The organism is Flavobacterium bomense, from assembly GCF_003970355.1.
In genome coordinates this window covers 54,906-71,283 of the sequence record NZ_RYDJ01000011.1, presented here as the reverse complement: position 1 = coordinate 71,283, position 16,378 = coordinate 54,906, and the positions used below count along the sequence as shown (strand labels likewise).

Annotated in this window: 17 protein-coding genes and 1 pseudogene; 9 read left to right on the top strand and 9 right to left on the bottom strand. The window is 35.2% G+C overall.

Annotated features, from left to right (window positions below; translation table 11 throughout):
- Positions 1-73: 73 nt before the first annotated feature.
- The gene (locus EKL98_RS10510; RefSeq protein ID WP_126461562.1) at positions 74-769 is read right to left on the bottom strand and encodes an OmpA family protein; all 696 of its coding nucleotides are present in this window, start codon (positions 767-769) and stop codon (positions 74-76) included.
- 17 nt (positions 770-786) lie between these two features.
- Positions 787-1,263: a lipocalin family protein gene (locus EKL98_RS10505; RefSeq protein WP_126461565.1), complete on the bottom strand. Its 477-nt coding sequence runs from the start codon at positions 1,261-1,263 to the stop codon at positions 787-789.
- A gap of 180 nt (positions 1,264-1,443) precedes the next feature.
- Between EKL98_RS10505 and htpG the strand changes: the two genes are divergently transcribed.
- From htpG to EKL98_RS10495, 3 genes are all read left to right on the top strand, one after another.
- On the top strand, positions 1,444-3,345 hold the full coding sequence (htpG, locus tag EKL98_RS10500) for a molecular chaperone HtpG (RefSeq protein WP_126562280.1): 1,902 nt from the start codon (positions 1,444-1,446) through the stop codon (positions 3,343-3,345).
- Positions 3,346-3,778: 433 nt separating this feature from the next.
- Positions 3,779-3,949 carry a hypothetical protein gene (locus tag EKL98_RS17610; RefSeq protein WP_158614923.1) on the top strand — a complete coding sequence of 57 codons (171 nt, stop codon included), beginning with the start codon at positions 3,779-3,781 and terminating at the stop codon, positions 3,947-3,949.
- A gap of 1,479 nt (positions 3,950-5,428) precedes the next feature.
- Complete coding sequence (locus tag EKL98_RS10495) at positions 5,429-5,845, top strand: YybH family protein (protein ID WP_126562278.1); 417 nt, start codon at positions 5,429-5,431, stop codon at positions 5,843-5,845.
- A 49-nt stretch (positions 5,846-5,894) separates the two neighbouring features.
- Here the strand turns inward: EKL98_RS10495 and EKL98_RS18065 are convergent.
- Positions 5,895-6,113 (bottom strand): annotated as a pseudogene (locus tag EKL98_RS18065) (RNA pseudouridine synthase); the annotation flags it as partial.
- An 85-nt stretch (positions 6,114-6,198) separates the two neighbouring features.
- Here EKL98_RS18065 and EKL98_RS10485 point away from each other — a divergent pair.
- Positions 6,199-6,753 carry an REP-associated tyrosine transposase gene (locus EKL98_RS10485; RefSeq protein ID WP_126516040.1) on the top strand — a complete coding sequence of 185 codons (555 nt, stop codon included), beginning with the start codon at positions 6,199-6,201 and terminating at the stop codon, positions 6,751-6,753.
- 125 nt (positions 6,754-6,878) lie between these two features.
- On the opposite strand, the gene EKL98_RS10480 is transcribed toward EKL98_RS10485, so the two are convergent.
- The 6 genes from EKL98_RS10480 to EKL98_RS10455 form a co-directional block, all read right to left on the bottom strand.
- The gene (locus EKL98_RS10480) at positions 6,879-7,844 is read right to left on the bottom strand and encodes a sodium-dependent bicarbonate transport family permease (protein WP_126562276.1); all 966 of its coding nucleotides are present in this window, start codon (positions 7,842-7,844) and stop codon (positions 6,879-6,881) included.
- A gap of 35 nt (positions 7,845-7,879) precedes the next feature.
- The gene (locus EKL98_RS10475) at positions 7,880-9,232 is read right to left on the bottom strand and encodes a dihydroorotase (protein WP_126562273.1); all 1,353 of its coding nucleotides are present in this window, start codon (positions 9,230-9,232) and stop codon (positions 7,880-7,882) included.
- A gap of 3 nt (positions 9,233-9,235) precedes the next feature.
- Entirely contained in the window at positions 9,236-10,195 is a 960-nt protein-coding gene (locus EKL98_RS10470; RefSeq protein ID WP_126462134.1) for an L-threonylcarbamoyladenylate synthase, read from the bottom strand.
- Positions 10,196-10,198: 3 nt separating this feature from the next.
- Entirely contained in the window at positions 10,199-11,035 is an 837-nt protein-coding gene (locus EKL98_RS10465; protein ID WP_126562271.1) for a DUF6671 family protein, read from the bottom strand.
- Entirely contained in the window at positions 11,028-11,330 is a 303-nt protein-coding gene (locus EKL98_RS10460) for a hypothetical protein (RefSeq protein ID WP_126462128.1), read from the bottom strand. The genes EKL98_RS10465 and EKL98_RS10460 overlap by 8 nt, the downstream gene beginning before the upstream one ends.
- A gap of 301 nt (positions 11,331-11,631) precedes the next feature.
- On the bottom strand, positions 11,632-13,068 hold the full coding sequence (locus EKL98_RS10455) for an NADP-dependent isocitrate dehydrogenase (protein WP_126555107.1): 1,437 nt from the start codon (positions 13,066-13,068) through the stop codon (positions 11,632-11,634).
- 90 nt (positions 13,069-13,158) lie between these two features.
- Between EKL98_RS10455 and EKL98_RS10450 the strand changes: the two genes are divergently transcribed.
- The 5 genes from EKL98_RS10450 (at position 13,159) to EKL98_RS10430 (ending at position 16,366) form a co-directional block, all read left to right on the top strand.
- Positions 13,159-14,079, top strand: a complete 921-nt coding sequence (locus tag EKL98_RS10450; RefSeq protein WP_126555109.1) for a LysR family transcriptional regulator — start codon at positions 13,159-13,161, stop codon at positions 14,077-14,079.
- A gap of 99 nt (positions 14,080-14,178) precedes the next feature.
- On the top strand, positions 14,179-14,325 hold the full coding sequence (locus EKL98_RS10445) for a DUF2721 domain-containing protein (RefSeq protein WP_126555112.1): 147 nt from the start codon (positions 14,179-14,181) through the stop codon (positions 14,323-14,325).
- 109 nt (positions 14,326-14,434) lie between these two features.
- Positions 14,435-15,331 carry a DMT family transporter gene (locus tag EKL98_RS10440; RefSeq protein ID WP_126562268.1) on the top strand — a complete coding sequence of 299 codons (897 nt, stop codon included), beginning with the start codon at positions 14,435-14,437 and terminating at the stop codon, positions 15,329-15,331.
- A gap of 68 nt (positions 15,332-15,399) precedes the next feature.
- Positions 15,400-15,753, top strand: a complete 354-nt coding sequence (locus EKL98_RS10435) for a DoxX family protein (protein ID WP_126462116.1) — start codon at positions 15,400-15,402, stop codon at positions 15,751-15,753.
- A 4-nt stretch (positions 15,754-15,757) separates the two neighbouring features.
- Entirely contained in the window at positions 15,758-16,366 is a 609-nt protein-coding gene (locus EKL98_RS10430; RefSeq protein WP_126562265.1) for an alpha-ketoglutarate-dependent dioxygenase AlkB family protein, read from the top strand.
- The last annotated feature ends 12 nt before the right edge of the window (positions 16,367-16,378 follow it).

The window sequence follows — 16,378 nt, the reverse complement described above, 5'->3', positions numbered from 1 at the left end:
GTTTTATTGCAATTTGGACACAGAAAAAGGCTGCTTCTTGACGAAACAGCCTTTGTTTTTTGGTATTTTATACTTAATTTTTTCCTTCGGATTCAGCATCTTTAATCATTTTATCGTTTGCAGTAATCGCAAATTCAACACGACGGTTTTGACTTCTGCCATCAACTGTTTCGTTGGAGGCAATTGGATCTGCAATTCCTAAACCAGTCACTTGAAATCTACTGGAAGAAACCCCTTTGCTAGTTAAATAATTTCTAACTGATGCCGCTCTTTCTCCTGAAAGTTTCAAATTGTAATCCGCTGGACCTGTGCTGTCAGTATATCCGTAAATCGTAATATCAGTATCCGGATATTCTGAAAAAACAGGAACTAATTTATCTAAATTTGCTTTAGCACTGGCCGTCAATGAAGATTTATTAGTATCAAAACGCACTGCATTTTCATTCAAAACCAGTTTAATACCTTCTCCTACACGAACGACTTCAGCTCCAGGAAGTACTGCATCTATTTCTCTTGCTTGTTTGTCCATTTTGTTACCAATAACTCCACCGGCAACTCCACCAACAACTCCACCAAGTACAGCTCCCATTGCTCCATTACCGCCTTTTCCAAGATTGTTTCCAAGAACACCTCCCAGAACGGCTCCGGCAACAGCACCTATTCCAGCTCCTCTTTGGGTTTTATTGGTGTTTTTGATTGCTTCACAACTGGTAAACATTGAACCTATAATCATTATTGTTGCCATTGCAACTATTGAAATCTTTTTCATATCGCTATTTTTATTAATTAATTAACTTTCTGGAACTGATACACGACATCCGTCATTTTTCCTCCTACATCGATTTTATCGATCAATTGAAAAGAAGTTTCCGTTTGGTTTGCAAGGCGTAAAATATAACCGTCTCTCACTTTTCGCGCTTTTTCACCTGCATCAAGTACTTTCAATACAAATTGCTCGTCATTGTTAACAAACCATGTAATTGGTGAACTAAACGAAACACAATTTGCTTTGGTCAAAGCCATATTCCCTTTGTTATTATTCGAAATAAACTTCCACGTACTTCCAATAAAGCATTCGGAATCCGCAAGTTGAAACGTATTCACTTTAATATATTGTGAACCTGGATAGGTTACTGCGCTAATCACCCAGTCTCCTTTCATCATGACCTGAGCTTTTCTATCGGTGTTCGTACTCGTTACCGATGTTGACTTACATGCAAACATTAAAACCGCTAATGTGCATAATAAAATGATTTTTTTCATCGTTTGAAATTTATGTAATTAATGTTTTAACAAAGATACAAAGCAATAAAAACAAAATAGTTTCAAAATTAAATTATTTTATATCATAATTAACGCCTGCGCCAATTTGTCACTTCAACAATAATTGGTATTCTATTTGAAAGGATTTTATCCATAAAAATAAACTTAAAAATTCAAAATATGACAACAGGTAAAATTAATGTTTCGGTAGAAAACATCTTTCCCTTAATCAAGAAATTCTTATACAGCGATCACGAAATTTTCTTGCGTGAATTGATTTCGAACGGGACAGATGCAACTTTAAAACTGAAGCATTTAACCAGCATTGGCGAGGCCAAAGTAGAATACGGAAACCCAATTATCGAGGTAAAAATCGACAAGGAAGGCAAAAAACTGCACATCATCGATCAAGGTCTGGGAATGACAGCTGATGAAGTGGAAAAATACATCAATCAAGTTGCTTTTTCTGGAGCTGAAGAATTTTTGGATAAATACAAAGATTCTGCTAAAGATTCTGGAATTATTGGCCATTTTGGTCTTGGTTTCTATTCTGCTTTTATGGTTGCTGAAAAAGTGGAAATCATCACTAAATCTTTCAAAGACGAGCCAGCTGCGCACTGGACTTGTGATGGTAGCCCGGAATTTACTCTAGAACCTGCTGACAAAACTACTCGCGGAACAGAAATTATCTTGCATATAGCCGAAGATTCTTTGGAATTTTTAGAAGATTCAAAAATCAATCAGTTACTGAACAAATACAATAAGTTCATGCCTATTCCAATTAAATTTGGAACCAAAACAGAGAAAATAGAGCAAAAAAAGGGTGAAGAAGTTGCTGCAGAAGATAAAGACAAAATTTTTACTGAAGTAGAAGTTGACAACATCATCAACAACCCAAACCCGGCTTGGACGAAACAACCAACGGAGTTATCAGATGCTGATTACAAGGATTTCTACAGAGAAGTATATCCAATGCAATTTGAAGAACCGTTATTCCACATTCATTTAAATGTTGATTATCCGTTCAACTTAACCGGTATTTTGTATTTCCCAAAATTAGGTTCGGATTTACAAATTCAGAAAGACAAAATCCAGTTGTACCAAAATCAAGTGTACGTAACGGATAATGTTGAAGGAATTGTACCTGAATTTTTGACTATGTTAAAAGGGGTTATCGACTCACCGGACATTCCGTTGAATGTATCTCGTTCTGGATTACAAGCGGATGCTGCGGTGAAGAAAATCTCCAATTACATTACGCGTAAAGTTGCCGATAAATTGAAATCGTTGTTTACTGAAAACCGTGAGGATTTTGAACAAAAATGGAACGATATCAAAATTGTTTTAGAATACGGAATGCTTTCCGAAGATAAATTCTACGAAAAAGCAGGAGCATTTGTTTTGTATCCAACAGTGGATGGTAAATATTACACATTAGAAGAATTAAAAGAAAACCTTGCGGCAAATCAAACGGATAAAGATGGGAAATTAGTGGTTTTATATGCTGGAAACAAAGAAGCGCAACACTCTTATATCGAAATTGCAAAAGACAAAGGATATGAAGTTTTATTGTTGGATTCTCCAATTATCTCGCATTTAATTCAAAAAATTGAAGGCGACAACAGCAACATGACTTTTGTACGTGTGGATTCGGATCATATTGATAATATAATCAAGAAAGAGGAAACTACTATTTCTAAATTATCGGAGGAAGAGCAAACCAACTTGAAAACTGTTTTAGAAGCTATTGTTCCTAAACAAACGTATTCCGTACAACTGGAAGCTTTAGATAGCAATGCTTCGCCATTTATCATCACGCAACCGGAATTCATGCGTAGAATGAAGGAAATGAGTCAGTCTGGCGGCGGTGGAATGTTCGGAATGGGAAATATGCCCGAAATGTACAATTTGGTTGTAAATACTAATTCTGAGTTGGCAACAAGCATTCTAAACAACAAAGACAAAGACGCTCAGGAAAGTTTGGTCAAACAAGCGCTTGACTTAGCTAAATTATCACAAAACCTATTGAAAGGAGAAGCGTTGACTGCTTTCGTAAAAAGAAGTTTTGAGCTGATCAAATAAGCAGCGAACCCATTTTATCAACTAAAATTATGTGAATCGCTGATTCCGAACGTGCTTCGGAATATCCAACATACTAAAGCTGTCCAACCTTGGGCAGCTTTTTTTTTGGAGCAGAACGATTGTTTTCCAGAATCACTTTCGTCCCGCTATACGCTGCAATCTTTGCCTTTGGCTCCCGCCAAAGCAAAGGATTTTCACTTCTATCGGGGCTATTTAGAGCGTTTTAAGGTTAAAACTTCGTTTAGCAGAAAAAGTAAATAAATAATAATTTGTAAAGGATTATTTATATATTTGTTTTAATAATATATTCTAAATTACTTCAATACTAAATATAAGTTAAGCAAAATCGTATGAAAAGCTAGATTTTCATGCAATTTTGACATTAATAACATAGAAAAACTAACAGAATATAAAGACTTTAAAACACCTAATTATGAATAATTTAGAAGTAGAAATTATAAAATTGATGCAGAAATCTAAAGATTATCTTGCAAATACAAAATACAAACTACAATTTAAAATTACAGCTGTTTCCTTAAGTGTTTTTGCAATATATGCAGCAGGTAAAAGTTTAGGCGAAATAATCTATTTTATCAAAAATTAAGTTTTAAACGATCTTCAAAAAGTTATGATAAATCTTCTATCCGCCTGGCGCAAGCATCTCGTTAGTGAAAATTCTTATAGATAGATTACTCTAAATTTCACTAGGCACGAGCGGTGATTAAATAAGATTCCCAGCTAGCGCGCAATGTCATTAAGTTAAGGGATTTTCATATTGCATCTTTCTGATTTTTAAGAACCAAAGGTCTTATTCGAGTTCTATACTTGCCTGTTTCACGTTTGTTACCCCGATCGCGCCGGTATACCACAATCGTTAGCGCAGTTTTGCAAACTGTGCCCACAACAGAGAGCAAAAAACGAAAAAGCTATGAGTACTTCATTACTTTTTGCTATTTAAAAACAAACAAAATGTCTGCTAAGAATAAAGCCCTAAAAACCGAAGACCAGATTAGAAAATGAATTAGAGGTGGTTTTATTAGATTTATATTAATTGCCAATTGAAATGGGCACAGTTTGCAAAACTGCGCTAACGATTGTCTGTAAATAAGAGCGATCGGTTTCATACACAAACTTTAAAGTTGGTTTTGTACTTGGAAGTTGGTTCTTAAATCGATACATTTGGCTAAACAAATCCCCAACTGACGCCAAGCCAAAGGACGTCAAACTGTCTAATAACCTCCTTTCTCTATGTTAGATAATTTGTACAAAAAATCGTTCAAATAATTTATGCAACTCGTTGGTTTTTTGTATATTTAAGCATGAAATTCCCCCGCTAGCGTGAGCGTCCCGCTCGTGAACATTCTCAAGAGTAACTAAATCTAAATTGCAATAGGCTTCTACAGGAATTAATCATATTATACTAAAAACAAATAAATTATGTCAAGAATTGTAATGGTAGTAGGTTTAGTAATCGTTTTTATAGGTTGGATTTTATACCGACTAATAATTAAAAAAGACTTAAATAAAAATTTAAATAATGTATACCTTGGACTATTTTTTATAATAATATGGGCAGTGTTTTATTTTTTTATTGTTGAATATTTTTAAAAATCGTGTACAAGTGGTTATGCACCCTCAGAAGCTAGATCGCGGATTTACTTTTTTTTGACAGCGACAGCGCGGATTTGCAATCCGTGCGCACATAGAATATCTACAAAGAGAATTTGCAATTTAAAAATTTCAAAAAAAGTATCCTGTAACATATTTAATTGATTAATTGGAATAGGCACGGATTGCAAATCCGCGCTAACGGATTTTCATATTTTGTTTAAGAGAAGTATAAATAAAAACTAATTTTTTATCCTGAAAATGAATTCATGAGATGTACAGGAATAAATAATTAACGCTGCATTTTATATTGGGGTAAAATTGTACAAAAATTAAAAAGTAGTTCAAGTATTTTATAGTACAATATTTCATAAAATTAAATGGGAATGAACACGATTTTTTGAATACATTTGATTTATGAAAAGGGATAAAGGTTGTCCACAATAAAGTTAAAATCAATCAAATCGTAAAAAAAATGAGAAAAATCATATTATCAATAGTGCTCTTATTTTGTAGTCATTTATCAATTGCTCAAGAGAAAGAAATTAAAGCAGTTTTAGAAAAACAACGTTTAGATTGGAATAATGGGGATATGATTGGGTATATGCAAGGTTATTTAAAATCCGATTCTTTACTATTTGTTGGAAAAACAGGACCATTTTACGGCTGGCAAAAAAACTTAGAGATCTATCAACAAGTTTATCCTGACAAAGCTTCAATGGGTACTCTAACTTTTGATATCAAACAAATAAAAATGATTGATAGCGAACATGCCTTTGTTTTAGGTGCTTGGAATTTGCAAATGGAAAAAGGAGAACAAAAAGGATTTTTTACTTTAATAGTAGAAAAATTTAAAGAAGGTTGGAAAATCGTAGTTGACCATTCTAGTTAGTTTTTTTTAATGAAAGGTTGTGACGAAATATTTATATGAAATGAGTTTTTTAAATTGCATTCCAAATTACATCATCAGGAGTTGGCGCCAAGATTTCCATATTTTCTTTGGTAACAGGATGGGTAAAGACTAGTTTTCGAGCATGTAAATGAATGCCTCCATCTGGATTACTTCGATCAAAACCATATTTTAAATCGCCTTATATGGGTGAGCCAATAGCCGAAAGCTGTGCGCGAATTTGATGGTGTCTGCCCGATCGCACCGATATACCGCAATCGTTAGCGCAGTTTTGCAAACTGTGCCCACAATAATGTGCAAAAAATAGTGAGCAAACAATACAAATAACACAAAAAATGTCGACAAAGTATAAAGCCACAACAACTGAAGACGCTTATTTTATTACTATAACTACAATGGGTTGGGTAGATATTTTTACACGATTAAATCAAAAACAAATTATTATACAAGCGTTACACTATTGTCAAGATCAAAAGGGCTTAGAAATTTATGGATATTGTATTATGCACAGCCATATTCATCTGCTTTGCAAAGCAACAAACGGTTTTATATTATCCGATGTGATGCGTGATTTTAAAAAATATACATCTAAAAAAATTATTCAGGCTATTATTGAAGAACCGGAAAGCAGGAGAGAATGGATCTTGGATTATTTTAAAAAAGCTTGTCAGCATTTAAAACAAGAACAACAATACAAAGTTTGGCAAAACGGCTATCATGCAGAACATATTTACAGCAATAAATTTATTAGACAAAAAATGGATTGCATACACAACAATCCTGTAAATGAAAAAATTGTAACGATGCCGGAAGATTATTATTTCAGTTCTGCAAGAAATTATGCTGCATTAGAAAATGAATTAGAGGTAATTTTATTAGATTTATTTTAGTTGCCAATTGAAATGGGCACAGTTTACAAAACTACACTAACGATTCTCTGTAAAGAACATTCATGTTATTACCAATAGTTTTTGAAACAATTAATAAGTGCTACTACATTGGTCAAAGCAACTGTCTAAAGGTGACACAGCACAATTGAAAAATAAATAGGCATCCCAAAAGTAATGTTAAAAGGAAACGTTACTGCCAAAGCCATGGGTAAAAATATTCCTGGATTCGCCTTTGGAACGGCTATTTTCATTGCTGCCGGAACGGCAATATAAGAAGCACTGGCCGCCAGGACCGCAAAAATAAAACGATTCCCAACATCATCGGTAACGAATTGACTTAGAAAAGCAACAATACACCCGTTGATCAATGGGAAAACAATAGCAAAAAAGACGCTAAACCAGCCACTTTTGAAAAAATCATTTAATTTTCGTCCACTAACAATTCCCATGTCTAGTAAAAATAAAGCCAAAAATCCTTTAAAAATATCAGTAGTAAACGGCTTAATTCCTAAAGCCTGTTGCTCACTGGCCAAAAACCCAATAACCAAACTACCTAGAATCAAGAGCACGCTTCCATTAGTAAATGAATGTTTGATAATTGTGGTCATCTTCGTTTTTTGAACTTTTTCCTTACTAAATAATCGGATCAAAATCACTCCGATAATGATTGCCGGAGCTTCCATCAGCGCCATAACAGCAACCATGTGGCCGCTAAAATTGTAACTTTGAATTTCTAAAAAAGAAACAGCCGTTACAAAAGTAACTGCACTCACAGATCCATAAGCGGCGGCTATTGCGCCCGAATTCTCAATACTAAACTTTTTCTTTAAAATAAAAAAAGTATATAATGGAATTAATACCGCAATCAAAACTCCAAAAACGATCGACCAAAGTATCTCTATAGTAAAGTGACTGTGAGCTAATTCCTGTCCACCTTTAAAACCAATCGAAAAAAGAAGGTACAGCGATATAAATTTAGAGGTATTCTCCGGAATTTCTAAATCACTTTTGACATAGACGGCTATAATTCCTAACACAAAAAACAACAAGGCAGGATTAGTTAAATTATCCAGTAATAAACTAAGATTCATATTTTAATTATTTTAAATTATTTTATACATTTTGATTATCTTATCTTTTCAAATCGCAATCTTTTTCCTTTTATATCTGTCTTCACAAGTCCTTTTTCATACACCAAATTTCCATTAACAAAAGTTGAACTGATGCTGCTTTTAAAAACCTGTCCTACAAAAGGAGACCATTTGCATTTATATAAAAGAGAGTCTGGAGTTACTTCCTGTTTTTTATTTAAATCGACTAAAACTAAATCGGCAAAATAGCCCTCCCGTATATAGCCTCGTTCTTTTATTCTGTAAATTTCGGCTACATTATGGCTCATTTTCTCCACTACTTTCTCCAACGGAATTTCACCACGATAAAATAATTCTAACATTGCTAAAAGAGCATGTTGTACTAATGGTCCGCCGGAATGCGCCTGAAAATAATTCCCTGCTTTTTCGGCAACAGTATGAGGAGCATGATCCGTTGCAATAATATCTATTGAATTATTGAGCAAATACTGCAGTAAACCTTTTCTATCTTGCTCTGTTTTTATAGAGGGATTCCATTTGATCTTGGAGCCCAGTCTTTCATAATCGGCATCCGAAAACCAAAGATGATGTATACAAGCCTCGGCGGTGATTCGTTTTTCTCTGATCGGTGTATGATTATCAAATAATTTGGCTTCCGCCAAAGTTGAAATATGAAAGAGATGCAAGCGTGTTTGGTGTTTTTTAGCAATTTTCAATACTCGTTCAGTTGCTTTTAGGCAAACTTCCTCATCCCGAATAAGAGAATGATAAAAAAAAGGAATTTCAGTTCCGTAAATTAGTTTATAATCCTCCGTATTCTTTTTTATCAGTGAATCATCTTCGCTGTGCAAAGCTACCAAGGTATCGGTTCTTGAAAAAAGTTGCTCCAAAAATTCTGGATAGTTGGCTAAAATTCCCTCGTCATTATTAAAATAAAGCCCATCATCCGTAATTCCACATACATTTTCGGTATTTGTTTTTAAAGCTTCTTCCAAGTTATTTTTTGAAATTCCCATAAAAAACGAATAATTAGCAATTGATTTTTCCGCCGCCATCTTGTATTTTTCTTCTAATAACTCTTGAGTCAGCGTATTGGGAATCGTGTTGGGCATATCCATAAAGGAGGTGATGCCGCCAGCCACAGCGGCAACCGACTCTGAAAAAATAGTGCCTTTATGTGTTAGTCCCGGATCTCTAAAATGAACCTGATCATCAATGACTCCCGGAAGCAGATAAAGTCCTGTCGCATCAATTTCGATATATTTTTTTGCAGGATTTAGTCCAATTGATGGTGCTATCTTTTCAATTCTTTCTCCTGAAATCAGAAGATCTAAATTAAGTATTTGTCCTTCATTGACCACTTTTGCATTTCTTATGATGGTATCCATATTTTATTTTTTGGTGGCTCTTTTTAAACGATCGTTTATCGTTTTGCCTAAACCCACATCTGGAAATCGTTCCGCTATAATGCAGTCGAGATGGCACTTATCTAATCTATGCAAGGCAGCATACAATTGCGATGCGGCTTCTGCTAAATTGCCTGTTGTCGATAGAATTTCCTGTTGTACAATTTTTGGATCATCAATCCCTTTTTGGAATACTAAAACTCCAATTTTTTGATCCGGAAACATTTTTAGCTTCTCCGTCACATCAGCTGTCAAAAAAGTCGTCGTCGAAGGAGCATAGTGCTTAGAAAACATGCCTGGTGCCGCTGGAGCAATATCATCATGGGTAATCATTTTTACCGGCCCAACAATTGCTTCAATATCCTCTACAGCCAAAGAACCCAAGCGATATAAAATAGGCTCCCCATTTTCAAATCCGATGATCGTTGACTCTATTCCCCTTTGACAAGCTCCACCATCCAAAACCATTGGTAACACCTCTTCAAAATAGTCAGCAACATGTATTGCTGTAGTGGGACTAAGAGAGCCAAACGGATTAGCACTCGGAGCCGCTAGAGGATAGGCTAACTGATTCAGCAGGGCTAAGGCTACTGGGTGATTTGGAACTCTGATCGCTACGGTATCTTTACCACCGGTAACCAAATCCGGAATGGAAATTTGCTTTTTTAAAACCAAAGTTAAAGGTCCCGGCCAGAAAGCTTTTGCTAACAAGTTCGCTTTTTCAGGAATGTCTCTCGCTATTTCAGAAAGGACAGTTGCCGATTTTATATGAACAATTAACGGATTAAAAAACGGACGTTTTTTAATCGAAAATATACGCTCTACCGCCTTTGAGCTGTAAATATTGGCGGCTAAACCATAAACCGTTTCGGTAGGAATTCCTATGGTTTGCTCCTGATTTAAAAGCGCAACAGCTTTTGGAATCGAACTACTGATTACACTCATATCTTATGGATTACAGGAATCGCAGAATCCTGGTTCTTCGGTTATTTTTTGATGGGGATACATTTTTTCGGAACTAAAACAACACTTTTTACAACTATAAATAAAACTCAAGGTAGATCGTGTGGGCGCTGAACACCATGAACAAGGCAAGCCCTGTTTCGCATCTATCACACAATAACCCGGTGCTTTACAGCTTGGGCATTCCGTTTTTATAGTTTCCAATAATTTTTGCGCCGCTACTTTTATCACACCCATACGAGTGGGGTTGTACAGCGCACGCATATCAGTTTCAGCATAAACACTCCCATATTTGTTCACAAGGTGCTGAAAAGTATCTTCCAATTCACCTTTTGTGGTAATCCCTTTAACTAGTGTTGTTAGATCATCAGGCTTGCTTCGCAAAATTATGGCATGGGCAGGAAATTGAATCTTATTTGCAAAATCCAAGAGCATTTCTTTACTAGAAATATTTTCTCCATAAAAATTAGTCTCCAAACTGAGTTCTCTGGCAATGATTTCTAAGTCGTTTTTTTTATCGATAAAAATTAAAAACTCATCATCGGCCTGGGCAAAAAAGATAGAAGGATGTGAACCAAAAGAGCCTTCGCTGGCAATAGCCAAATCGCAGTCAAATTCTTCCATTGCCGCCAAACATTTAGCCCTGACGGTTTCAACTGCCGTATTTTTCCGCTCCACTTCACCTGAAAAAGTGCCGAAAATATCCGAATCATAACTTTCAGGAACAAAACAGTGAACACCTAATCCTTTTTCAAAAATTGGAGCAATCACTTTTTCTTTGTGATGCTTGGTGGCAATGAGTAATTGTCTACCCTCAAACATTCAATTCAGTTTTTACTTTAGGACACAGTACAATTTGAATTACACTGTCAATTTTCAGTTCCAAATCCTTTGACGACGCTTCTTTGATGAGTTCCTTGATGTATTCAGAGGCTTCTAAAAGAGTTTCAAGCCTTATTTTTGAATGCGAACAGTCTTCATCAAATCGAATTTGATTGCTAAATTTTTCTAAATTATGATAATTAATCTTATTGTTGATTAACGAAAACAGTACTTTTCCTGCTTCTGATGGTGCAAACTGACCTTCAACTAGCTTAAATTGATATTCTTTTTCCATAATACTTTATAATGAAATTTTATTTTTTTGTAATGTGTAGATCGTGAAAAATATTCCCAAACCTAGAAACAGTGTGAAAAATAAGTTATTAGGTGCTACGATTGTCAATAGTATTCCACCAATCAACCAAACTATTCCAAAGACCAAACTAATTTTTTTATTTTTATTTTTCATAGGGACTAATTTTTTTTACTACTTAATGGAGCGTGTTAGGAATAACTCACCTTATTAAATTCTTTAAAGGAAACAGCACATTTAGTGAAAGAGTACCAATTAAATAAAGGAGAAGTTAACGCATTTCTTACTGTCCTTGACCCAATGAAAAAGCCATTTTCCCGTCAAATTTATATAAATTTTCAGTTTTGATGCTATCGATATTATGGTCGATGCATTGCTGCAATAATCCAATGATCTCCTCTTTGTTAACTAGTACTCCATCCTCAGCTTTGAAACGGCATCTCCAGTGATCCGTACAAAAGGTTTGTTTAAATCCTTCGGGCCAAACTTTGATTCCTCTATTGGAAATCATATTCAGTTTTAGATTTTCAGTCCCTATATTTTTTAGAATTTCGGCTAGCGAATTAGGATCGGTTCCATTCCAATGCACAAATACATCGTGACCTACCAATTCTTTTTTTGCAGCTGGTCTTCTCTTATATTTCGGGAGATCTAAGGCTTGAACATTTTTATAATCTACAGCAGGAAGCTGTTTTGGTTTTTGCCCTAAATTTAGGATTACTGCGTCGGCAAATTCTGAAGTCCCTACTTTTGCAGTGCTTACGCCTTCTTTGAAGATATCATAGGTATGTATTCCGTCTTCAAGCGTTTTCAGCCATGCATTTTGTACTTTACTAGCCACTTCGTTTTGCCCAATATGATTCAGCATCATTACTGCTCCTTGTAATAATCCCGACGGATTCGCAACATTTTGCCCGGCTCTTCTGGGTGCAGATCCGTGAATTGCTTCAAACATTGCACATTCTTCTCCAATATTTGCTGAGCCTGCCAGCCCCACAGAACCGGCAATTTGTGCAGCGATATCAGAAATCACGTCACCGTATAAATTTAAGGTTACAATAACATCAAAATTCTCTGGTGTATCGCTCATTTTTGCAGCACCAATATCAATAATCCAGTGCTCGTTTTCAATTTCAGGATACTCTTTCGCTAACTCATCAAACACTTCATGGAATAATCCGTCCGTCTGCTTCATGATGTTGTCTTTTGTGAAACAAGTTACCTTCTTTCTTCCATACTGTTTGGCATATTCAAAAGCATAGCGGACAATTTTTTCACAGCCGGGACGACTGATGATTTTCAAACACTGCACAACTTCATCCGTTTGCTGATGTTCTATTCCCGCATATAAATCTTCTTCATTTTCACGAACAATGACAATATCCATTTTTGGATGTTTTGTTTCCACAAAAGGGTGCAAACTCATACATGGTCTAACATTAGAATATAATCCTAAGAATTTTCTAGTGGTAACATTCAAACTTTTATAACCACCACCTTGCGGAGTAGTAATTGGAGCTTTGAGAAATATTCTATTGTTTATTATAGAATCCCAAGATGACTTTTCAATTCCGGAGGTATTACCTTTTAAATACACTTTTTCACCAACTTCAATTTCATCAAATTGAAGCTGTGCGCCCGCTGCCTTAATAATTTTCAAAGTAGCATCCATTATTTCAGGTCCTATTCCGTCTCCTTTTGCTATTGTTATTCTTTGCATATCTTTTTGTTTATTTTTTTTTTACAAAAGTAAAACGGGCTATCCATATATTTTTATTTATATTTGTAATACAAAACATAAAAATTATTTATGAATTATACACTACACCAGCTGCATGTCTTTTTAAAAATTACCCAAAATAAAAGCATCACTAAAGCCGCAATGGAACTGCACCTTACACAACCCGCAGTATCCATTCAATTAAAAAATTTTCAAGATCAATTTGATGTACCGTTAACAGAAGTAATCGGAAGAAAGCTGTTTGTTACTGATTTTGGCAAAGAAATCGCCACGGCTGCAGAAAAAATTCTAAATGAAGTGCATGCAATCAATTATAAAACAATGGCATTCAAGGGACAACTGACAGGACGATTAAAAATTTCTGTCGTATCAACCGGGAAATATGTAATTCCTTATTTTTTATCTGATTTTTTGAAACAAAATCAAGGTGTCGAATTGATTCTGGATGTGACCAATAAAACTAAAGTGTTGAAAAACTTAGAAAGAAATGAAGTAGATTTTTCTCTGGTTTCCGTGTTACCAGAAACCCTGCAAATCGAGAAAGTGGAGCTTATGCCTAATTCCCTTTTCCTTGTTGCTAATAGTGATCAAAAAATGGGAAAAGGAATTCAAGAAAAAAAAATCATAGAAACCTTACCCATCATCTATCGCGAGCAAGGATCAGGAACAAGATATGTGATGGAAAAATTTATAGAACAGAATCAATTAACAGTTTCAAAAAAAATGGTGCTGACCGGAAATGAAGCGGTAAAACAAGCCGTACTGGCTGGACTTGGATGCTCGATCATGCCTTTAATTGGTATAAAAAACGAGCTTAATAATGGAGACCTACAAATTATTCCGGTAAAAGGCTTGCCTATTCAATCCAACTGGAATTTAATTTGGTTAAAAGGCAAAAAATTTTCACCTGTAGCCGATGCCTATTTAAAATTTATTCAAAAAGAAAAAACAAGAATCATCGAACAAACCTTTAACTGGATTACACTTTAAAAATTTAAGTCAGTAAAGGAAAGCTCCTCTTATTCATTGCAATACTAAAATGCATCAAAAGATTAGCAATATTTGCCTTTACAATGATTCGATTAAATTATGATTTTACAAATAGAAACTCTAGCATTACTTTTTAGCACAACTTCGTTGATTTTATTGGTGTATACCAACCGGTTTTTGGCTAATGCTGCAATCATAAGAGGATTAAAAAAAACCTACCACGAAAAGCAAAATGATGTAATTTAATTGGAAATCAAAAACCTGAATTTATGGTTGACTCTGATATTATCTACCAATTTACACCTTATAACTAGGAACTAAACCCTATCTTTGCCCGCTTTTTAAAATTAAAAAAATGATAAAAAATAGTGTCTTAAAAGGAGTTTTCTTAGTTGGTCTCGGCGCAACGAGTTACGGAATGCTGGCTACTTTTGTAAAGATAGCCTACGGTCAAGGCTACACCACACCCGAAGTTACCGTTGCCCAATTTGTATATGGAATCATGGGAATGCTGCTGATCAATATGTTTCAAAAAGCTAAGAAAGGAAAAACCGTTATAAAAGCATCCCAAAAAAACATCACTCAGCTGATGCTTGCCGGAACTTCTTTAGGATTTACGAGTATCTTTTATTATTTGGCAGTAAAATACATTCCTGTTTCTATTGCGATTGTTTTATTGATGCAAACCGTCTGGATGGGTGTTTTATTCGAAATGATTTTAGAAAAAAAAATTCCTTCTACTCAAAAAATAGTTTCCGTATTTATTGTCTTAACCGGAACTATCCTTGCTACCAATGTCTTCGAGAATAGTATCGTTTTAGACTGGCGCGGTATTGCTTTAGGGCTTTTAGCAGCAGCTTCTTTTACTACAACTATGTTTACCGCTAATCGTGTGGCAACTCATATTTCCTCGGCACAACGCAGTTTATTCATGTTGTTGGGAGGTGCTGTCATCGTGACCTTTTTTGCAATCTCAACACAAACTACTCCTTTTAACTTTGAAATTTTCATAAAATGGGGAATCATTTTAGCCCTTTTCGGAACCATAATTCCACCTTTATTGTTGAATGCCGGTTTTCCGCTGACTGGAATCGGACTGGGAAGTATTGTTTCGGCACTGGAACTTCCCGTATCGGTACTTATGGCATATCTCTTATTGAATGAGCAGGTAAACCTGATCCAATGGCTTGGCATTATTTTAATTATTTTAGCAATTATCATAATGAATGTAAACCTGAAGCGAACCTCCTAATTGCAGTTTCAATCCATTTGCACTGATTTTAATAAAATTTTTATAAATTCGTATTAAATAACTTTACTATGAATTTACCTTGGCATTTATATGTGATGGCTTTCGTCTACTTTATCGCAGGATTAAACCATTTCAGGAATCCCAGACTGTACTTGAAAATCATTCCTTCGTACTTTCCAAATCCAAAATTATTAAATTACATCAGTGGTTTAGCAGAAATATTTCTGGGAATTTCGCTTTGTATTCCGTTACTTTCCAACTATGCCGCTTGGGGGGTGATCGCTTTGTTGATTGCTATTTTTCCAACACATTTGTATATGTATTTTGATGAAAAAGCAAGAATGGGTCTGCCAAAATGGGCCTTACTATTGCGAATGCCACTACAATTATTTTTAATTTACTGGGCGTACCAATATACTTAATCTCGTGAAATCACTTTTCGAATCCACATCAGAACCCGTATTTATTGACTTGCCAGATGCGGAGATCATCTACTATCCTCATTTTTTTGACCAAGAACAAGCCGATATTATTTTTGCCGAATTAATGCAAGATATCCCTTGGCAACAAGACGATATTCGTGTATACGGGAAAATTCATCCGCAGCCTCGTTTGACGGCTTTATTTGGAAACGAAGGAAAACCTTACTCGTATTCGAATATAACGATGCAGCCACATCCTTGGAATTTGCTTTTGCAAAAGCTAAAATCTCAAGTCGAAAAAAGTGCTGATACTACTTTTACAACCGTCTTACTCAACCAATATCGCGACGGAAAAGACAGCAACGGTTGGCATGCTGACAACGAAAAAGAATTAGGAATCAATCCCATAATTGCGTCGTTGAGTTTTGGAGCCCAACGAACCTTTCAGCTCAAACATAATTTAGATAAAGACCTAAAAAAAAGCATCCTATTGGAACATGGAAGTTTGTTGCTGATGAAAGGAACGACACAACATTTCTGGAAACACCAGATTCCAAAAACCACAAAACCTATTGGCCCCAGAATAAATGGCACTTTCCGGGTAATCAAATAATTACTTTCATAA